Genomic DNA, 19174 nt, shown 5'->3' with positions numbered 1-19174 from the left:
TCAGCGCTGCCCTCCCCACGCCCCACCCTGGACGTTCTCAGTCATCCCAGCGGCATCGGCCGATTCGGCAGCGCCGACCGCCTCGGTGGCTCCGGCCGCCTCGGAGGCTTCCGCCGTCCCGGCCGCTCCGGGCGAGGAGGCCGTGTCAGCCGCTTCCGCCGTTCCCGTTGGGGAGGCCGTACCGGTCGCTTCGGTCGTCTCGTGGACGGGAGCGTCGTTCACGCCGACTTCGTCGTAGTGGGAGAAGATCCGCCGGTAGAGGCGGCTGCGCTCGATGAGCTCGTCGTGGGTGCCGTAGTCGACCAGCTCGCCGCGCCTGAGCAGCAGGACCTTGTCGGCCCATCGGATCTGCGAGAGCCGGTGGGTGATGAGCAGCGTGGTGCGCCCGTCGAGGATGCGCCCGATCGCCTGCTGGATCTTGTCCTCGGTGGCGGAGTCGATGGCGCTGGTCGAGTCGTCGAGCACGAGGATCGCCGGGTCGGTCAGCAGCGCCCGCGCGATCGCCAGCCGCTGCCGTTGCCCGCCTGACAGCGTGACGCCCCGCTCGCCGATGACGGTGTCGTAACCGTCGTCGAGCTCGGCGATGAACTCGGCCGCCTGCGCGTCCTCGGCCGCCCGGACGACGGCCTCACGCTCGGCCCGCTGCCCGAGGCTGAAGGCGATGTTCTCGGCGACCGAGCGGGAGAACAGCACGATGTCCTGCTCGATCGTGGAGATCTGCGAACGCAGCGAGTCGAGGTCCCAGTCGCGCACGTCGACCCCGTCGACGAGGATGCGACCCTTGGTGACGTCGTAGATGCGGGGCACCAGCTTCGTCAGCGTGCTCTTGCCGGACCCGGTCTCGCCGACGATGGCCACCGTCTCGCCCGGTTTCACGGTGAACGTCACGCCGCGCAGCACCGGGTCGCCTTCGTCGTGCCCGAAGGTCACGTTCTCGAAGACGATCTCGCCGGTGATCGGCGCGCTGTGGGCGTCGGCCCGCTGCTCCAGCTCGGTCTCCGAGGTGATGACGTTCAGGATGCGCCGGGACGACACGATGCCGAGCTGCACCAGCGAGAACGTGAAGATCGACATCTGCGTCGGGAACCCCAGCATGGCCAGCAGCCCCATGAACGACACCAGCTCGCCCAGCGTGATCACGCCGGTGCCCTGGAGGTGGAGGCCGTGCCACAGCCCTCCGGCCATCGCGAACGCGAACAGCAGGGTCGGCAGGTAGCGGGCCTGCACCAGCCCGTTGCGTACGAACGAGTCGCGGTAGCGGCGGGCGTTCACCTGGAACCTGCGCCGTTCCTGTCCCTCCTGCGCGGTCACCTTGATGACCTCGATGCCGCGCACGGCCTGGTTGAGCCCGGCGTTGAGGTCGCCGAACTCCTCCCGCATCCGCGTGGCCACCGGGTTGAGCTGCCGCATGTAGTGCCACAGCGCGCCCGCGAACAGCACCGCGAACACCCCCGGCACCAGCAGCAGCCGCGGATCGATCGCGCCGATGAAGAACAGCGGCACCAGCCCGGTGAGCCCGGAGTCGACGATCAGGTCGACCCCCGGCGTGATCATGATGGACAGCTGCCGGATGTCGTTGGCCGCCCGGGCCATCAGATCGCCGACGCGCTGCCGGTTGTGGTAGGTCTGGCTCTTGCCCAGCAGGCTGACGTAGAGCTCGTCACGCGCGTCGCGCTCCAGCCGCTTGGCCAGCACCTCGCTCGACAGCCGCGCCACCAGGTCGAACAGCCCCCGAACGGTCACCACGGCCAGCAGTGTGAGCGCGATCATCCCGAGCGCGTGGATCGCCTCGGCCCGCTCCCCCAGCACGGCGTCGAACGCCCCGCCGGTGAACTGCGGCACCATGGCGTTGAGCACCACCATGACCAGCGACCCGCCGAGGAAGCCGAGCAGCTGGAGCGGGTGGCGGCGCAGGTGTGACCACAGCCAGCGCACCGGGCCGCGCCGGTTGTAGCGGGGACCGTCGACGGAGAACTCCGAACTCGTGGTGGTCACGTGCAAGCCCCCCGGCCGCGGTATGGCGGACAACGACCCTGTTTTCTACCACTCGGCACCGACAGAATCCCAACGCTTTTCCACCCAGAAATGCCTGGTACGCCGCGTTTCCCTAGGCCCAGCGCCCATCCCCGGCGGGCCCGGGTCAGGGAATCCGCACCGCTCCGGAAGCCCCGCTGGCGGGCTCACCGTCGTACTGCGCGCACCGCCCGTGACGCCCGGCGGCGGCGGATCACGGCCGGGAGCCAGGGGGCGGCCCCGATCGCCAGCAGCAACGCCGGCAACAGCGCCCGCCACCAGGGCGAGACGGTCGCCTCCGGCGGGGACGGCGGCGGCGTCACCCACGGCAGGGCCGTCTTCGACCACGCCAGGAAGGCGTCACCGATGGGCATCAGCCCGAACGCGTAGCGCTTGGTCCACGGCGTGCCGACCGGCAACCCGGCCAGCTCGTCGTAGTCGGCCAGCGCCCCGGCGACCAGGGCGCACACGCTGACCCCCGCAGCGATCACCCGCAGCACCCGGCGGGAGATCGGCGCCTTCTTGGACATCCGGTGATCGTAACCACCTCAAGCCACCCCATGTCAGGTCACTTCCTTGCGAGCCACCCGGATCATCCCGGCCACCCCCGGCAGCACGATCCAGAACGTCGCCGCCACGGCGAGCCGCAGGGCGTCACCACCGGTCAGCTCACCGTCCATGAGAGGCGTGGCGGCGGTGTTGAGGTCGAGCCATTCGGCGAGCGTCGCGCCGACGTCGCCGAGCAGGCGGACAGTGCTCCACACGAGGGTCGAGGTCAGGGTGATGACGATCGCGGCGGGCGCGTTGAGCAGCAGCAGCCCGAGCGCCAGCCCCATGGCGACGCCGAGCACGCAGCTGACGGTCCAGCCGAGCAGGGCGGCCACGTCGATCTCCCAGGAGGCCGCCACGCCCTCGACCCCGGCGATCACGGCGGTGACCGGGACCGCGACCAGCATCGCGAACGCGACGGCGACCACGGCCGTGACCAGCGGCGGAACGCACTTGGCCGCCATCACCCGCCACCGCCGGGGTTCGAGCGCGAACGTCGTCAGCGCGGTGCGGTGGCTCCACTCGCCGGTGACGGTGAGGATCCCGAGCACCGGCAGCAGCGTGCCGTAGCCGATCCCGGCGGTGCCGAGGAGCAACTGGTAGTCGGGGCCCGCGACCAGGCCGCGGGCGGCGATGGCGGCGACGGTCAGGGCGGCCAGGATCGCGGTCATGACCTTGCCGCTGCGGGTGTCGAAGAGCTTACGCGTCTCGACGGCCAGCAGTCTGGGGAACGGGATCGGCGCGGCGGTGGCGGTCATGCGTGGCTCCGGTCGGCGTGGGAGGTCAGGTCGAGGAAGGTCTCTTCGAGGGTGCGGCCCTGGCTGAGCTGGGCGGGGCTGCCGTGGGCGAGGACGCGGCCCCGGCCGATCAGCACGAGGTCGTCGGCGACCTGCTCCACCTCGTGCAGCAGGTGGGAGCTGAGCAGCACGGCGCAGCCCGCGTCGGCGAGGCCGCGCAGCAGCCCGCGCATCCACTGGATGCCCTGCGGGTCGAGGCCGTTGGCGGGCTCGTCGAGGATGAGCGCGCGGGGGCTGCCGAGCAGCGCGTGGCCGATGCCGAGCCGCTGGCGCATGCCGAGAGAGTAGCCGCCCACGGTGCGGCGGCTCTCCTTGCGTGACAGGCCGACGAGGTCGAGCACCTCCTCGACGCGCCTTCCGGGCAGCCCGAGCGTCATCGCGCCGAGCGTGAGCACCTCCCGCCCGGTGCGGCCAGGATGCTGGGCTCCTGCGTCGAGCAGCATGCCGACCTGGGCGGCCGGGTTGGGCAGCGCGGCGTAGGGCTGCCCGAGCACGGTGGCGGAGCCCGAGGTGGGCCGCGCGAGACCGGCCAGGATGCGCAGCGCGGTCGACTTGCCCGCGCCGTTGGGCCCGAGGAACCCGGTCACGCTGCCCGCCTCGACGGTGAACGACACGTCGTCGAGCGCCTTCACATCCCGGTAGGCCTTGGTGAGGTTGCTGAGCTCGATCATGCGCCCAAGTTCATCGAATTCGGGCGCGTACCTCATCAGTCCCGGGTCGAGCGCTGCCGACCGGAAAGTAGACCTGGGTATGTCAGGCCGTAGACCCAGGTCGCTGGTAGGTCACGTGGGTGACCATGCTGTTGCCGGAGACCTTGACGGGTTCGAGCGTCATCGGCCCCACCCCGTCGAACAGCCGCTCCCCCGCCCCGATGACCACGGGCGCGATGTGCAGCCGCAGCTCGTCGATCAGCCCGGCGGCCAGATACTGGTTCACCGTGCGGGCGCCGCCCGCGATGGCGACGTCGGCCGCGCCCGCGACCTTGCGTGCCTGGTCGAGGGCAGATTCGATGCCGTCGGTGACGAAGTGGAAGGTGGTGCCGCCGAGCATCTCCAGCGGCTCGCGCCCGTGGTGGGTGAGGACGAAGACCGGCGCGTGGTAGGGCGGCTCGTCGCCCCACCAGCCCTTCCAGTCGAGGTCCCAGTCGCCGCGGCCGGGGCTGAACATGTTGCGTCCCATGATGTACGCGCCGGCCGTGGTGATGGCCTTGACCTCCTCGGCCTCGGGGTCGGCGAACATCCACTCGTGCAGGCTGTCGCCGACGCCGTCGCCGAACGGGTTCTCCAGAGTCTGGTTCGGCCCGGCGGCGTAGCCGTCGAGGGAGATCGCCAGGTCACAGGTCACCTTGCTCATGGTCTTTCCTTCAGCTCGTGAGGCTCGTTTTCATGAGGAGGTCGTAGCCGCTTGCGCGTCCTTGACACGGCCGGGAGCTTTTTTCTGAAGAAAATCCGGCAAGGCGACGAGGGACCTGACGAGCGGGTTGGCGTCGCCGCGCCGCCAGGCGAGGACGAGACGGCTGGGCGGCAGGTCGGTGAGCGGGACGGACGTGAGCCCGTCGGGCAGCTCGTGGGCCAGCGGCGTGAGCCCGACCGTGCCGTTCCACAGCACGGCCTGCATGCACTCCTGGGCGGTGCGCACCACGGGGCCGTCGCCGCGGACCCAGTAGGCGCGCCACACGGGGTCGGTCCCCTCGGGCAGCCGGAACCAGCGCCGCCCGTCGAGATCGCGCAGGCGCAGGCTGTCGCGCCCGGCGAGCGGGTCGTCGGCGCGCAGGACCACTCCGACGGGGTCGGTCCGGAGCACGCGCACCGCGATGCCGGTCTCGTCGAACGGGGTCCGGGTGAGCGCGACGTCGACCAGCCCGGCCCGCAGCCCGGCGGTCGGGTCGGTGAAGTCCGCCTCGCGGATGTGGATGCGGACCGCCGGGTGCCGCGCCCGGAACCCGGCGACGAGCCGGTCGCCCGCCTGTTCGACGCTGTCGGCCAGCGTGCCGATGGTGAGCGTGGCGGTGGAGACCCTGGCGCGCAGCCGCTCGGCCTGTTCCAGCAGCGCCCGCGCCTCGTCGTACAGGACGGCTCCGGCGTCGGTGAGCGTGACCCCGGTGGGCGTGCGGTGCAGCAGGACGGCGCCGAGATCGGCCTCCAGCCGTTGGACGGCCCGGCTCAGCGGCGGCTGGGTCATGTGCAGCCGCGCGGCGGCGCGCCCGAAGTGTCGTTCTTCGGCCACCGCCACGAAGTAGCGCAGCGAACGCAGGTCCATCACCGGCGACCATACCCGGACGGTATCGGCGCTGCGCGACCGGTGTTGGACGCCGCCGCACGCCGCGCGCTGCACTGGACCCATGACCGACTCCATGACCGGCCCCATGACCGAACCCGTCGTGCAGCTCACCGACGTGCGGGAACTCGCCCGCGACCTGGTGGTGATCCCGGACCGGCGCGTCCAGCTCGTGCCCAACGTCGGCCTCGTCGGCGGTACGCACTCCGTGCTGGTGATCGAGACCGGAATGGGCCCGCGCAACGCCGAGACCGTGCTGGGCTTCGCCGCCGAGTACGCCAGGGGCCGCAGGCTCTACCTGACCAGCACCCACTTCCACCCCGAGCACGCCTTCGGCGCCCAGGCGTTCGCGGGAGAGGCCACGTACCTGATCAACCGGGCCCAGGCTGAGGACCTGGCCGCCAAGGGCGCGGGCTACCTGGAGATGTTCCGGGGGCTCGGCGAGCCGGTGGCCCGGCAGCTGGAGGGCGTCGAGCTGCCCGTGCCCGACCTGGTCTACGACAGCTCGTACGAGCTCGACCTGGGCGGGCGGACGGTGCGGCTGGAGGCCACCGGGCGGGCGCACAGCCGCGGCGACCAGGTGGTGACGGTGCCGGACGCCGGGGTGATGTTCACCGGCGACCTGGTCGAGGCGGGGCAGTTCGCGATCTTCCCGTGGTTCCCGCCGCACGACACGGACGTGTCCGGCCTCGGCTGGATCGGCGTGATGGAACGGCTGATCGCCACGCGCCCGCGGGTGGTGGTGCCCGGTCACGGCGACTGCGGCGGGCCGGAGCTGCTGGCCGACGTGCGCGACTACCTGCGGCTGCTGCGCGACGAGACCTGGGCGCGCCGCGACTCCGCGATGAGCGAGGAGACGATGGTCGCCGAGATCACGGCCCTGATGATCGAACGGCATCCGGACTGGGAGGGCCGCGAGTGGATCGAGAAGGGCGTCGTCTGCATGTGCGCCGCCTGACCCCGGTGGCATCCTGGGGAGCATGTCCGGCACTTCCGCACGACTGCTGAAGCTCCTGTCCCTGCTGCAGTCCCCGCGCGAATGGCCCGGCAGCGAGCTGGCCGAACGTCTGGGGGTCAGCGGGCGCACCATTCGCCGCGACATCGAACGGCTGCGCGGGCTCGGCTACCCCGTCGAGGCCACCCGGGGCGGCGACGGCGGCTACCGCCTGGTCGCGGGCACCGCGATGCCGCCGCTGCTGCTCGACGACGAGGAGGCGGTGGCCATCACGGTCGGCCTGCGCACCGTGACCCGGCACGCCGTCGACGGCATCGACGAGGCGTCGGTCCGCGCCATGGCCAAGCTGCAACAGGTGCTGCCGTCGCGGCTGCGCCACCGCGTCGGCGCGCTGAACACCGCCACCGCGCCCGCGCCGCAGCTCTCCGGGCCGGGCATCGACCCGGAGCTCCTGACCGTGCTCGCCACGGCCGCCGCGCACGGCGAGCGCCTGCGCTTCCTGTACCGGGCGGAGCGGGAGAGCAGGCGTCACGTGGAGCCGCACCGCCTGGTCACGGTGGGCCGCCGCTGGTACCTGGTGGCGTACGACCTGGACAGGGACGACTGGCGCACGTTCCGCGTCGACCGCGTCGAGGAGCCCCGGCCGACCGGCGCCCGCGCCACGCCCCGGCAGCTCCCCGCCGACGACGCCGCCGACTTCGTCACCTCCCGGCTGAACGCGCTCGCGCCCACCTACCAGGCGGTCGCCACGCTGCACGCGCCGATCGAGCAGGTCGCGGTGCGGCTCGGCGACGCGACCGAGCTGGAGCCCCTGGACGAGCGCCGCTGCCTGATCCGCAGCCGCGGCGACACGCTGGACTGGCTGGCGTTCCGGCTGCTGGCGATCGGCTGCGAGTTCGACGTGCACGAGCCGCCCGAGCTGGTCGAACACCTGCGCGCCCTGGCCGCCAGAACCCTGCGTGCCGCTCAGGACAGAAACTGACCTATACGGCTCCTACGGTCGAGGGCATGACGAACTTCAAGCCCGAGGGCTACACGACGGTGACGCCGTGGATCATCTCCCCCGACACCGCCGCCCTCATCGACTACCTGACGGAGGCGTTCGGCGCCGAGGAGCTGGGCCGCGTCGTCGACGACAGCGGCGTCATCGGCCACGCCGAGGTGCGGATCGGCGACGCGATCGTGATGCTGTTCGACTCGCCCCCCGGCTGGCCGCCGACGCCCGCGTTCCTGCGCCTGTACGTCGAGGACGCGCGGGCCGTGCTGCGGCAGGCGGTCAAGGCCGGCGGCGTGGTGGTCAGCGAGGTCACCCACCTGGCCTTCGGCGACCTCGTGGGCCGGGTGCGCGACCCGTACGGCAATCTGTGGTGGATCCAGACCCGCATCGAGGACGTGACGGCCGAGGAGCTGGAGCGCCGCTGGAGCGACCCCGGGTTCGCGGCGGCCATGGAGTACATGCAGAACCCGGAGACCGACTTCTTCGGCGGCGAAATCCGGTCGACAAGGGGCCCGCGTACGGGCTGAGATGGTCCGGACCCGTCCCGACCGCAGGAGCCGTACGTGCCCTTGATCGACGACAAGCTGGCCAGACGCCTGGTCGACACGCAGTTCCCGCAGTGGGCCGGGCTGCCGCTGGAGCTGCTCGACCCGGCCGGCTCCGACCACGTGATCTACCGGCTGGGCGAGAAGCTGTCCGTACGGCTGCCCCGCCACGACGGCGCCATCGGGCAGGCCGCGAAGGAGGCCGCGTGGCTGCCCCGGCTGGCCCCGCACCTGCCGCTCGCGGTCCCGGCGCCGGTCGCGGTCGGCGAGCCCGCCTTCGGCTACCCGTGGCCGTGGGCGGTGTCGCGCTGGCTGACCGGCGAGGTGGCGACCGTCGAGACGCTGGGCGACTCCGCCGAGGCCGCCGTCGAGCTGGCGGCGTTCCTGACCGCGCTGCAACGGCTCACCCCCGTGCCGCCGCGCGCCGGGCTGCGCACCGAGCCGCTGTCCGGCCGCGACCGCGACACGCGGGCGGCGATCGCCGCGACCGGCGGCGTGTTCGACGCCGCCGCGATGACCGCGCTGTGGGACGCGGCGCTGGCCGCGCCCGCCTGGGACCGTCCGCCGGTGTGGGTGCACGGCGACTTCCACACCGGCAACCTGCTGGTCGACGGCGGGCGGCTGAGCGCGGTGATCGACTTCGGCGGGCTCGCCGTGGGCGATCCGGCCTGCGACCTGATGATCGCCTTCACGCTGATGTCACCCGGCAGCCGGGCCGTCTTCCGCGCGGCGCTCGGCGTGGACGACGCCACCTGGCTGCGCGGGCGCGGCTGGGCGCTGGCGACGGGCCTCAACGCCTACACCGCGTACGCCGCCACCAGCCCGCGCGTCGCCGCGCAGACCGCCCGCCAGATCACCGCCGCCCTGGACCCCTCAGCGTGAACGCGGCCTCGCGCGGACGTGCATGCGCTCCCCCTGGCGGCCGAACAGGTTGATCACCTCCACCGGCGACTCCCCCGCGGGCCCGAACCAGTGCGGCAGCCGGGTGTCGAACTCGGCCGCCTCCCCCGCCTTCATGACCAGGTCGCGATCGCCCACGACGAGCCGCATGCGCCCGGACAGCACGTACAGCCACTCGTAACCCTCGTGCGTGACCAGCTCGGGCCGGTTCTGGTCGGCCGGGATGATCGACTTCCACGCCTGCAGCGGCCCCGGCTCGGTGGTCAGCGGGATCACCGTTCGGCCGTTGTGCACCCGCGGCCTGACGTGGACGCGCGGGTCGCCGACCGCCGGCGCGCCGACCAGCTCGTCCAGCGGCACCTGGTGGGCCAGCGCGATCGGCAGCAGGAGCTCCAGGCTGGGGCGGCGCTGGCCCGTCTCCAGCCTGGACAGCGTGCTCCTGGAGATGCCGGTGGCCTCGGCCAGCGCCGACAGGCTGACCTCGCGCCGCTCGCGGATGCGCCGGAGCCGGGGGCCGACCTCGGCCAGCGTCGCGGCGATCGGCGGCCGGTCCGGGGATTGCTCGTCCATAGACCTATTCCACCGCCGACGTCCCAGAAATGGCAACGTAAGTTGCTGCCCGATCCGCGTCCCCAGCACCATCGGCGCGGAGGTGATCACCGTGATCAAGACAACCGAGGAACCGGGCGGCGACAGCACACGGCAGGCCGACGGTCCCCCACCGGCCCCGCGGGGAAGGCTGCCGTTCGGCGTCTACCTGCTGGCCTTCAGCCTGTTCGCGATGGGCAGCGCGGAGTTCCTGCTGGCCGGGGTGCTGCCCGCGGTCGCCGACGACCTGCGCATCACGCTGCCCGCCGCCGGCGCGCTGATCTCCGCCTTCGCCATCGGCGTCGTCGTCGGCGGGCCGCCCTTCGCCATCCTGAGCCTGCGCTGGCCGCGACGCACCACGCTGGTGACCACCCAGGCCGTCTTCGCCGCCTCGGTGGCGATCGGGCTGGTGACCGACGACTACCCGGTGCTGCTGGCCAGCCGCTTCGCCAGCGGCCTCGCCTACGCGGGCTACTGGGCCGTCGCCGCCGTCACCGCCGTCGGCCTGGTCACACCCGACCGCACCGCGCGCGCGTCCGGCGTCGTCGTCAGCGGGCTCAGCCTCGCGATGATCGCCGGCGGCCCGGCCGGCGCGCTGGTCAGCCACCTCGCGGGCTGGCGCGGCGGCTTCTGGCTCGTCGTCGCCCTGACCGTCGCCGGAGCGGTCACCGCCCTGGTCGCGATGCCCGCCACCAGCGCGGGCGTGGAGCCGAGCGTACGCCGCGAGCTGCGCACCCTGCGCCGCCCACAGCTGTGGACGGTCTTCGCCGCCACCATCCTCAGCACCGCCGCGTACATGATCTCGTTCAACTACCTGGCGGCGCTGCTGACCGGCGTCACCGGCCTGCCCGGCGTCTGGGTGCCCGCGGTCCTCGCGCTGTTCGGCATCGGCGCGTTCGCCGGGCTGTCCGCCGGCGGCAGGATCGCCGACCGGCGCCCCTTCCACGCGCTGCTGACCGGGGCGATCGGGATCCTCGTCGTGTCCGTCCTGCTCGCCCTTCTCGCCCGGTACGCGCTCGCCGTCGTCCCCCTCGTCCTGCTCCTCGGGATCGCCGGGTTCGTCCTGAACCCGGCCATCTACGCCCGCGTCTTCGCCATCGCCTCCGCCGCGCCGACGCTCGCCGGAGCGACCACGGTGTCCGCGTTCCAGCTCGGCATCAGCCTCGTCCCGGTGCTCGCCGGCGCCGCACTCAACACCGGCGCCGACCTCACCGCCGTCCCCTGGATCGGCGCCGCCCTGGCCGCCGCCCTCATCCCGCTCATCCTCCTCGACCGCACAACCTCCCGCAGGGCCACGCATGTCTAGCCTGACGGACGCCTTGCCCAACCACCGCGGTAGTCATACGGTCACGCTGGGCGTCCGTCCAGGCGAGGGAGATCGACATGACCGAGGCCGGGCTCCGTGGGCTCCTGGCCGAGCGGCTCGAGGCGGCCGGTGACCTGCCGCCCGAGTGGCGGAAGGCGTACGACACCGACCCCGACGCCTGGTGGGAGAGCGTCTACTCCGACGCCTCCCTGATCACCCAGGCCGACGACGGCGCGGGCGACCCTGCGACGGGCGAGGGCTCGTGGACGTCGTCGCTCTCGGCCCCAGGCGCCGTGTTCGCCTCGCTCGCCCACCTGTACGTCCACGACGGGCAGCGGGTGCTGGACGTCGGCACCGGCACCGGCTGGACGGCGGCCCTGCTGTCGGCCCGGCTGGGGGACGAGCACGTCACCACCGTGGAGGTGGACCCGGCGGTCGCCGACCAGGCCGCCAAGAACCTCGCCGTCAGCGGCCGGAGCCCGCACCTGGTGGTCGGCGACGGCGCGCTCGGCCACGCGGCCGGAGCTCCGTACGATCGCGTGCACGCGACCTGCGGCGTCCAGCGCGTCCCGTGGGCGTGGGTCGAGCAGACCCGCCCCGGCGGCGTCATCGTGACGCCGTGGTCACCCGGCTGGGCGTACGGCCACCTGCTGCGGCTCACCGTGGGCCGCGACCGCACGGTCGGACGGCTCGTGGGATCGGCCGGCTCCATGATGATGCGCGCCCAGCGCCACCCGGCCCCCGACCGCCTCGGCGACCGCCCCGAACACCGCACCACGCCGATCGACCCCCGCGACGTCGCCTGGGACGACTACGGAGCCGACGTGGCCATAGCCGCCCTTGTGCCCGGCGTGGTGAGCACGACGACCAGTGAAGGTGACGACACGATGGAGGTACGGGTATGGGACGGCGACGGATCATGGGCGACGACCGGCTACCGACAGGGCCGCCGCGGGTTCGCCGTGGCGAGCCATGGGACTAGACGGCTGTGGGACGAGGTCACCGACGCGTACCTGACCTGGGTGGAATGGGGCCGGCCGGCCCGCGACCGCTACGGCGTCACGGTCACCGGCGAAGGGCAGCAGATCTGGCTCGACACCCCGGACCACGTCATCGGCCCCTCGTCCCCGGCGTGACCTGAGATCGCCCGCCCGCCACCGGAACCGGGTGGCGGGCAGGCGCCTTCCCCGCGCCTCAGCCGGTGGTCCCGGCCTGGGTGAAGGCGAGGGGGACGCCGCAGGCGTCGTCGGCCGGGACGTAGAAGCCGTCCGGCGTGGCGCGGGTGGCGATCTGGTTGCCCTCGACGAGCTTGCGGGCGTGCCCCAGGTCGCGTACGGCCACGGTGTGGGCCGCCAGCAGGGGCAGGCCGGGCAGGACGTGCCCGGGGAGGACCTCGTCCAGGGCTGAGTGCGGGATGATCTCGACGCGCCCCTCCCGCAGGGGCAGCACCCGCCGGGTGCCGTCGATCCATACGTCGGCGTCCAGGATGCGGGCGTGGCGTTCCTCGTGCACGTCCAGCTCGTCGTCGGGCACCACCAGCAGCACGCTGTGCAGGCCCACGGCGCCGTTCGGGTGGTCGAGGTAACGGGGCTGGTGGACGTGCTGGGGAGTGAGCTGCTGGGTTGCCTGGAGGGCGCCGCCGGGGGTGTGGGCGGGGTCGACGCGGACACTGTCGGCGCGCACGGTGCGGGGGCCGTCGGGGGTGTCGACCTGGCGTTCGAGGGCGCGGATGCCGGTGGAGGCGAGTCCGGCGGCGTTGAGCCGGGCAGCGGTGGTGCGGATGTCGCGGGAGCCGAGCGTCATCAAGAGGCCGCGGTAGGTGCGCCGCAGGTGGTGTACGCCCCACGGGTCGGGGGCGGCAGGGTCGACGATGCCGAGCAGTTCGATGAACGAGCGGCCGAAGTAGGCGCACCGGTTGGCGGTGCAGGTGGGCATCAGCGGGCCCCCGGGGTGTTCGGCCAGGTGGTGGGGCGAGGCGGGGCTGAGGGTGAAGCCGAGCGCCCCGAAGCGGGCCGAGGCGGCGGGGAGGTCGGTGGTGATGAGGACGGTGTGGTCGATGTAGTCGATGTCGGGGGCTTCGCAATGGTTCATGGCGATGTCCTTCGGTGCGGGCTCACACGGCCGAGGCGATGGCGGCGGCGACGAAGAGCACCTGCAGGGCCGTACGGGCGGGCAGTGGCGTGACGGGCTTCCCGCCGAGGGTGAGGCCGCGGCGGGCGGCCGAGACGTTGGCGGGGAACATGGCGATCATGAGCAGGGCCAGGCAGGCACCCGCGTAGGGGGCCAGGCGCGGGATCAGGAGCCCGGCGGCGCCGGCCAGCTCCAGGACGCCGGTGAGGGTGACCAGCAGGGCGGGGCGCGGAAACACCGGCGGGACCATCGCGGCGAAGTCGCGCCGCCACGAGGGCAGGAAGTGCGGCACCCCGGTGAAGACGAGCATCAGGGCGAGCGCGCCGCGCAGGGCGGGCTGCCAGGCGTCCAGGGCGTCGACACCGGCCACGCCGAGCAGTCGCAGGACGACGAAGCCGCCCGTGAGGGCGATGAACGGAACCATCCCGTCCTCCAATCTTGTCATCGGCAAGATTGGAGGACAGGTCGCTATCTTGTCAACGTCAAGATAGGGTGAGAGCGTCACAGCGGAGGTGAGGGAGATCAGCCAGCCGTCCTACCACCACGGCAACCTGCGGCGCGTCATCATCGACGCCGCGCTCCAGGCCATCGGCGAGTCCGGCCCGGCCGGGTGGAGCCTGCGCGAGCTGGCACGCCGCGCGGGCGTCTCGCACGCCGCCCCCGCCCACCACTTCGGCGACAAGCAGGGGCTGCTGACGGCCGTGGCGGTCGAGGGCTTCACACTGTTCTCCGACGCGCTAGAGGCGGCGGCGGCCGACGTATGGGAGGTGGGTGTCGCCTATGTCCGGTTCGCCATTGACCATCGACCCTATTTCGAGGTGATGTTCCGGCCCGAGCTCTACCGCGCCGACGACCCGGGCGTGCGGAGCGCGCAGGAGCGGGCGGCCGGGGTGCTCGTCGACAGCGCGCGGACGCTGTCACCCGGCGCGGAGCACGACCGGATGACCACGATCGCCGCCTGGTCGCTGGCCCACGGCTTCGCAAGTCTGTGGCTGAGCGGCGCCCTGCCGGAGAGCTCCGGCGGCGACCCGGAGGCGCTCGCCCGTTCGATGATCCGGCTCGTCTTCGGCGCCCTTCGCTGAAGAATTCCGGGCAGCGGGCGGGAGCCGACCCGGTGCCGAAAGTGCGGTGAAATCAAAAGTAAAGCGGCCCGATCTATCGTTTCTCACGACCACGAATCCGATGAGGAGGGTCCGAGAATGCGAGCACGGAAACACCTGCCGGCGGGCATCGCCGCCGCCGCGCTCCTGGCCGCGATCGGGATGGCTGCACCCGCCGCCGCCACCAGCGGTTCCATCTGCCTCTACTCCGGCATCCAGTCCGTCTGCGTCACCCCGTCGCCCGGCTACATCCCGCTGGCGCGCGAGATCACGTCCGCGCGTAACAGCAGCCCGTACGCGGCGCGTCTGGTCCCCGCCGAGGGCGTGAACATCGGCTGTCTGCAGCCGGGCGAGACGGAAACCTACTCGCAGCCGCGCAAGATCTCCGGTATTCGTGTCTACGCCGGCGGCACCTGTCCTCTGTAGGCGGTCGTCCCCACCGGTGGAGCCGTGCCCCGGAGACGACATGCTCGCGACATACCGGGCTTCGGTAGGAATGCCGTCGCCGAAGTCCTGTGCTCGAAAGGCTGACATATGCGCGACGCGCTTCCTCCCCTTCTGGTCACTCCCCCGTGGGAGCGGAAGCCCCCGGTGATCCCGGGGCTGCTGCCTCCCGCGGGACGGGTGGTCGACTGGTTACCGGGGGAACGCGAGGAGCTCAGGCAAGGACTGCCCGGCCGTTCCCATCTGACGGCCGAGCTCAAGGAGGTCCTCCAGCGGGAGGGGTGGGAGGGTGTCGTACGGGAGTTCGTGAACGGGCGGATCGTCCGCGAATCGGCGCAGTTCTCGCTGTTCGAGCTGGCTCCGGAGGAGCTGGTCCGGCCGCTGCTGGGGAGCTGGAAGCTGAAGCTCAGGCGTTCGTCCGACTTCTCGATCCTGCGGACCGTCACCGTGCGGTTCGAGGCCGACGCCCTTCCCGTGGTGTTCCCCAACGCGAAGACGCACCGGTCCGGCTGGGCGCTGATGCCGTTCCGCGACGTCGAGGTGGCCCGGTTGATGGCCGCCTGGCTCGGCAGGGCGGCGACGCGCCACCATGCCCGGGAGTGGTTCGCCCGGCACGGGACGGCGGCGGTGCCGTACCTGGTGCCGGACGCGCTCGGCACCAGGCGGGCCGCACGCGACAAGGCGGGGGCGGCGCTGTTCCACATCGTCTCCGGGCACGGCAGGGCGGCCGTGGTGGCGGCCGCCAGGACCTACGGCGACGAGGTCGCGGACGCTGTCACGCTGATCCTGGACGGGGGCGCACCGACCAGCAGGCCGCGCGCCCTCTCCTGGCTCGACGTGGACACGCTGCCCGAGGTCAGGCTGCGCGACGGCCGGCCGCTGCCCGCCGACGCGGTGCGCAACCTGGTCGGCGCGCTCACGCTGTCGCCCGGCGTCCAGTGGAACGCCCCGGCCGAGATCTATCCCGGCCTGCAGGACGTGCTCGACCTGTGCGAACGCACGTCGCTGGCGGCGTTCGGCTGGGCGGTGTACGAGGCGTGGGAGGCCGCCGGGGCGCCGTCCGGCAACCGCTGGGTGGTCGATCAGCTCATCTGGCTGGCCGACGACGAGGTCACCGGCCGGCTCGGCTGCCTGGCGCTGAACGGCCCGGCGAACATCTCCAAGGACGTCACCGGCGTGCTCGGCGACATCGGCACGGCCACGGCGCTGGCCCAGCTCGAGTACGTGGCGCGCCGGGCCAAGCCGGGGTTGCGCGGGACGGCCAAGGAGCGGATCGCCTGGGCCACCAAGCGGCCCGGAACCCGGGCGCCCAGGCCGCGCGTTCACCGGACATGACGAGACCTCAGCTCGCCTGTCCCCTCTGCCAGGGCACCGAGTTCCAGCAGGAGCAGGGCCGCCTCGACAGCCGGTGGGGGATGACCTCCCACCGGATGACGCTGATGATCTGCACGCGCTGCCGCTACATCCTCCACTTCTACGACAAGCACTCCATTTTCGACTTCGACTGAGCGGAGGCGGCGGCGTCAGGCGCCGATGAGGGGCAGCAGCAGGTCGTCGACGATCGCTTCGATCTGCTCGTCGGTGCTCCTGGGCTGACCGCTGAGGCAGTGGTAGAAGATCATCGCGGGCCCCGCCGTGGCGATCGCCGTCTCGTTGCGGCCCGGGGCGGCGCCGCCGTGCATGCCGATCAGCTCGGCGATGCGCTTCTCGCACGGCTCCGTGGCCGATTCGCGGAAGAGGGCGCGTAGCTGCGTGGTCTGCGCCACGCCCGCGGCGGCGACCGCCTGGAAGGCCGCGCCGTTGGAGTCGTACAGCACCCGGTTCAGGTAGGAGAGCAGCATCACCAGGCCGTCGCGCAGCGGCGTGGCCGGGGTGACCTCGGGCGGGCCGGGGATCAGCTCGCGCAGCGCGTCGCGGATGAGCTCGTCCTTGTTGCGCCAGCGCCGGTAGAGGGCCGCCTTGCCGGTGCCCGCCGCCGCGGCGATCCGGTTGGTGCTCAGCTTGGCGTAGCCGACGGTCCCGAGCTGCTCGATGACCGCATCGAAGATCACTCGCCGGAGCTCCTCGCCGCGCCGCCGTGACGCGGGCGGCTCGGGCGGCTCGGCGGGCTCGGGCCGGGCGGACCGTTCGGCCGTGGTGGCCATCAGCACCTCCTCCTTGCGATCCCACCCTACCCTCGCTCTATAGTGAACCACCTGGTTCCCTATTGAGGAGTGAATGTGTCCCGCCTGCGCGAAAGAACCGCCGTCCGCAGCGCCGGCGCGGTGACGCTGGCCGTCATCGTGTCCTGCGAACTGGTGCTGATGCTCGACGCGACGATCGTCAACGTCGCGCTGCCCGAGATCCGGGGCGGGCTCGGGTTCACCCCGGCCGGGCTGTCGTGGGTCAGCAACGCCTTCCTGCTCGTCTACGCCGGTCTGCTGCTGCTGGGTGGCCGTGCGGGCGACATCCTCGGCCACCGCCGGATGTTCCTCGCGGGCATGTCGGTGTTCACCGTCGCCTCCCTGGCCGGCGGGCTGGCGACCGCTCCCGGATGGCTCGTCGCCGCCCGCGCCCTGCAAGGACTCGGCGCCGCGCTGGCCGCGCCGAGCACGCTCGCGCTGCTGACCACGAACTTCCAGGGTGAGGGCCGGGCGAAGGCGCTCGGCGTCTACTCGTCGGTCACCGCGTCGGCCATGACGCTCGGGCTGGTCCTGGGCGGGATCATCACCACGGCGCTGTCCTGGCGCTGGGTGCTGTTCGTCAACGTGCCGATCGGGCTGGTCGTGATCGCGCTGGCGCCGCGCGTCCTCGCCGAGGCGCCGCGCCGGCCCGGGCGCTTCGACGTGGCAGGGGCGCTGACCTCGGTCGCCGGGCTCGGCGCGGTGGCCTTCGCGCTGGCCCGCGCCGCCGAGCACGGCTGGCGGGACGCCGCCGCGCTCGTCGCGCTGGCGTGCGGCGCCGGGCTGCTGGCCGCCTTCGTCCGGGTCGAGGCGCGGGCGCGGCAGCCGATCCTGCCGCTGTGGCTGTTCGCCGACCGCGCCCGCGCCGGCGCCTTCGCCGGGCTCCTGCTGCTCCCCATGGTGACGATGAGCACGCAGTTCCTCATCGTGCAGTTCCTTCAGGAAGTCCTCGGCCACAACGCGCTGCAAGCGGGCCTGGCGTTCCTGCCCATGGCGCTCGGCATGCTGCTGACCGCGCAGAGCGCGCCCAGGGTGATCACCCGGCTCACCGCCAGGGCCGTCGCGATCACCGGCGTGGCCCTGATCGGAGCGGGCGTCGCCTGGCTGGTCCCGATCTCCGCGACGACCGGGTACGTCCCCGGCATCGCCGGCCCCCTGCTGCTGGTGGGGGCCGGGCTCGGGCTCGTCGTCGTGCCGTTCAACCTGGCGATCATGTCCACCGTCGCCCCCGCCGACACGGGCGCGGCCGCCGGGGTGCTCCAGACCGCGATGCTCACCGGCGCGTCACTCGGCATCGCGATCCTGTCCAGCGTGTACGCCTCGGTCGCCGGGAACACGGGAAGCGCCGGAAGCACGGGGAGCGCCGTCGCCGTCGCCGACGGCATGGGAGCCGCCTTCACGGTCGGCCTGGGCATCACCGCCCTGGCGCTCGTGCTGGTGATCCTGACCCTGCCCGCTCAGCGGTAGCCGGTGGCGTCGGCGGGGCGGCCCGGGTCCTGCACCTCGACGAGGTAGCGCCAGCAGTCCGGCTGGGAGCCGTCCACGTCGGTGAACCCGTACTCGCGGGCGAGCTGCCCGCTGGACAGCGATTGGCCGCTCCAGCGCATCACGTCCGGGTCCGTCGCCAGCGCGGCGACGGCCCGGCCAACGTAGCGGGGCGTCTCGGAGATCACGAAGTGCGGTTCGCGGGCGGTGGCGTCGCGCCAGTTGTCCTCCGTCACCTCGAACAGGTCCAGCATCATCTCCGACCTGAGCCAGCCCGGCGTCAGCGTCACCGCCGCGCAGCCGTGCTGCCGCAGCTCGTGCGCCTGCGCGAAGCCGAGCCTGATCACCGCGCTCTTGGCGTGGTCGTAGAAGAAGGACACCCGATAGTTGTCGTCGTTGTACGCCTTCGTCCCGTCGGTCATCTCGACCACGAGGCCGCCCGGCCGCCGGATCAGCAGCGAAAGCGCGTAGTGGCTGGTGATGATGTGCGTGTCGATGGCCAGACGGAGCAGCCGCAGCCCCTTGTCCAGGTCGTGCTCCCACAGCGGCGTGTCCCATTCGGCCAGCAGTTCGCCGCCCCAGATGTCGTTGACCAGGACGTCCAGCCTCCCCTGCTCGCGTTCGATCCGCTCGACGAGGGCGCGCACCTCGTCGCGTTCGAGATGGTCCACCCGGACGGGGATGCCCTCCCCGCCTGCCTCGGTCACCAGGGCGGCGGTCTCCTCGATGGTCTCCGGCCTGCCGTACTCCGAGCGGCTCTCGCCGGTGGTCCTGCCGGTCACGTACACCGTCGCCCCCGCCGCCCCGAGTTCTGTCGCGATGCCCCGACCGGCGCCCCGCGTCCCCCCGGCGACCAGCGCGACCTTGCCCTTCAACGTGTTGTGCATGAGCCGAACGTAACCGCGATACCCGACAGCGTCTGTCAT

General features: G+C 72.5%; 22 protein-coding genes. 11 read left to right on the top strand and 11 right to left on the bottom strand.

Features of this window, described 5'->3' with window-relative positions; genetic code table 11:
- From ACBI99_RS32560 to ACBI99_RS32535, 6 genes are all read right to left on the bottom strand, one after another.
- Complete coding sequence (locus tag ACBI99_RS32560) at positions 1 to 1995, bottom strand: ABC transporter ATP-binding protein (protein ID WP_375074219.1); 1995 nt, start codon at positions 1993 to 1995, stop codon at positions 1 to 3.
- A gap of 185 nt (positions 1996 to 2180) precedes the next feature.
- A complete protein-coding gene (locus ACBI99_RS32555) occupies positions 2181 to 2543 on the bottom strand; it encodes a hypothetical protein (RefSeq protein ID WP_375074218.1) in 363 nt (120 codons plus the stop codon).
- 33 nt (positions 2544 to 2576) lie between these two features.
- Positions 2577 to 3320 carry an ABC transporter permease gene (locus tag ACBI99_RS32550; protein WP_219500029.1) on the bottom strand — a complete coding sequence of 248 codons (744 nt, stop codon included), beginning with the start codon at positions 3318 to 3320 and terminating at the stop codon, positions 2577 to 2579.
- Positions 3317 to 4030: an ABC transporter ATP-binding protein gene (locus ACBI99_RS32545; RefSeq protein WP_219500027.1), complete on the bottom strand. Its 714-nt coding sequence runs from the start codon at positions 4028 to 4030 to the stop codon at positions 3317 to 3319. The genes ACBI99_RS32550 and ACBI99_RS32545 overlap by 4 nt, the downstream gene beginning before the upstream one ends.
- Positions 4031 to 4112: 82 nt before the next feature.
- On the bottom strand, positions 4113 to 4712 hold the full coding sequence (locus tag ACBI99_RS32540; protein WP_357585990.1) for a dihydrofolate reductase family protein: 600 nt from the start codon (positions 4710 to 4712) through the stop codon (positions 4113 to 4115).
- 30 nt (positions 4713 to 4742) lie between these two features.
- Positions 4743 to 5618 carry a LysR family transcriptional regulator gene (locus ACBI99_RS32535; RefSeq protein ID WP_375074217.1) on the bottom strand — a complete coding sequence of 292 codons (876 nt, stop codon included), beginning with the start codon at positions 5616 to 5618 and terminating at the stop codon, positions 4743 to 4745.
- A gap of 82 nt (positions 5619 to 5700) precedes the next feature.
- Here ACBI99_RS32535 and ACBI99_RS32530 point away from each other — a divergent pair, with 82 nt between their 5' ends.
- From ACBI99_RS32530 to ACBI99_RS32515, 4 genes are read left to right on the top strand one after another with little or no spacing between them, the layout of a single operon-like run.
- On the top strand, positions 5701 to 6594 hold the full coding sequence (locus tag ACBI99_RS32530; RefSeq protein WP_375074216.1) for an MBL fold metallo-hydrolase: 894 nt from the start codon (positions 5701 to 5703) through the stop codon (positions 6592 to 6594).
- A gap of 22 nt (positions 6595 to 6616) precedes the next feature.
- Complete coding sequence (locus ACBI99_RS32525) at positions 6617 to 7573, top strand: helix-turn-helix transcriptional regulator (RefSeq protein WP_375074215.1); 957 nt, start codon at positions 6617 to 6619, stop codon at positions 7571 to 7573.
- Positions 7574 to 7599: 26 nt separating this feature from the next.
- On the top strand, positions 7600 to 8115 hold the full coding sequence (locus ACBI99_RS32520; RefSeq protein ID WP_357585982.1) for a VOC family protein: 516 nt from the start codon (positions 7600 to 7602) through the stop codon (positions 8113 to 8115).
- 36 nt (positions 8116 to 8151) lie between these two features.
- A complete protein-coding gene (locus ACBI99_RS32515) occupies positions 8152 to 9015 on the top strand; it encodes an aminoglycoside phosphotransferase family protein (protein WP_375074214.1) in 864 nt (287 codons plus the stop codon).
- Here ACBI99_RS32515 and ACBI99_RS32510 read toward each other — a convergent pair.
- A complete protein-coding gene (locus ACBI99_RS32510; RefSeq protein WP_375074213.1) occupies positions 9007 to 9603 on the bottom strand; it encodes a helix-turn-helix domain-containing protein in 597 nt (198 codons plus the stop codon). The two genes, ACBI99_RS32515 and ACBI99_RS32510, sit on opposite strands and share 9 nt — an antisense overlap.
- Positions 9604 to 9694: 91 nt before the next feature.
- On the opposite strand from ACBI99_RS32510, the gene ACBI99_RS32505 reads away from it, so the two are divergent.
- Positions 9695 to 10927: an MFS transporter gene (locus tag ACBI99_RS32505; RefSeq protein ID WP_308125597.1), complete on the top strand. Its 1233-nt coding sequence runs from the start codon at positions 9695 to 9697 to the stop codon at positions 10925 to 10927.
- Between the two features lie 77 nt (positions 10928 to 11004).
- Positions 11005 to 12063 (top strand): methyltransferase domain-containing protein, encoded by a 1059-nt coding sequence (locus ACBI99_RS32500; protein WP_375074212.1) that lies wholly within the window; start codon positions 11005 to 11007, stop codon positions 12061 to 12063.
- A gap of 58 nt (positions 12064 to 12121) precedes the next feature.
- Here the strand turns inward: ACBI99_RS32500 and ACBI99_RS32495 are convergent, their stop codons facing one another.
- Positions 12122 to 13018, bottom strand: coding sequence for a VOC family protein (locus tag ACBI99_RS32495; RefSeq protein ID WP_375074211.1), 897 nt, complete (start codon positions 13016 to 13018; stop codon positions 12122 to 12124).
- Positions 13019 to 13040: 22 nt separating this feature from the next.
- Entirely contained in the window at positions 13041 to 13502 is a 462-nt protein-coding gene (locus ACBI99_RS32490) for a DoxX family protein (protein ID WP_246643887.1), read from the bottom strand.
- Between the two features lie 67 nt (positions 13503 to 13569).
- Here ACBI99_RS32490 and ACBI99_RS32485 point away from each other — a divergent pair, with 67 nt between their 5' ends.
- The 4 genes from ACBI99_RS32485 to ACBI99_RS32470 all read left to right on the top strand — a co-directional run bounded on the left by ACBI99_RS32485 (position 13570) and on the right by ACBI99_RS32470 (position 16109).
- Positions 13570 to 14139 carry a TetR/AcrR family transcriptional regulator gene (locus tag ACBI99_RS32485; protein ID WP_308125596.1) on the top strand — a complete coding sequence of 190 codons (570 nt, stop codon included), beginning with the start codon at positions 13570 to 13572 and terminating at the stop codon, positions 14137 to 14139.
- A 117-nt stretch (positions 14140 to 14256) separates the two neighbouring features.
- Complete coding sequence (locus tag ACBI99_RS32480; protein WP_357585977.1) at positions 14257 to 14583, top strand: hypothetical protein; 327 nt, start codon at positions 14257 to 14259, stop codon at positions 14581 to 14583.
- Between the two features lie 165 nt (positions 14584 to 14748).
- Positions 14749 to 15936: a hypothetical protein gene (locus tag ACBI99_RS32475; RefSeq protein ID WP_364180677.1), complete on the top strand. Its 1188-nt coding sequence runs from the start codon at positions 14749 to 14751 to the stop codon at positions 15934 to 15936.
- Positions 15933 to 16109, top strand: a complete 177-nt coding sequence (locus tag ACBI99_RS32470) for a hypothetical protein (RefSeq protein ID WP_364180675.1) — start codon at positions 15933 to 15935, stop codon at positions 16107 to 16109. Before ACBI99_RS32475 ends, ACBI99_RS32470 begins: the two co-directional genes overlap by 4 nt.
- Positions 16110 to 16124: 15 nt before the next feature.
- On the opposite strand, the gene ACBI99_RS32465 is transcribed toward ACBI99_RS32470, so the two are convergent.
- Complete coding sequence (locus ACBI99_RS32465; RefSeq protein WP_375074210.1) at positions 16125 to 16745, bottom strand: TetR/AcrR family transcriptional regulator; 621 nt, start codon at positions 16743 to 16745, stop codon at positions 16125 to 16127.
- Positions 16746 to 16820: 75 nt separating this feature from the next.
- On the opposite strand from ACBI99_RS32465, the gene ACBI99_RS32460 reads away from it, so the two are divergent.
- Positions 16821 to 18230, top strand: a complete 1410-nt coding sequence (locus ACBI99_RS32460; RefSeq protein WP_375074209.1) for an MFS transporter — start codon at positions 16821 to 16823, stop codon at positions 18228 to 18230.
- Here ACBI99_RS32460 and ACBI99_RS32455 read toward each other — a convergent pair.
- Positions 18221 to 19135, bottom strand: coding sequence for an SDR family oxidoreductase (locus ACBI99_RS32455; RefSeq protein ID WP_375074208.1), 915 nt, complete (start codon positions 19133 to 19135; stop codon positions 18221 to 18223). The two genes, ACBI99_RS32460 and ACBI99_RS32455, sit on opposite strands and share 10 nt — an antisense overlap.
- Positions 19136 to 19174: the final 39 nt, after the last annotated feature.

It is taken from the genome of Nonomuraea sp. ATR24 (genome assembly GCF_041950485.1).
Taxonomy (GTDB): domain Bacteria; phylum Actinomycetota; class Actinomycetes; order Streptosporangiales; family Streptosporangiaceae; genus Nonomuraea; species Nonomuraea ceibae.
This window is presented reverse-complemented; position numbering and strand designations above follow the sequence as displayed.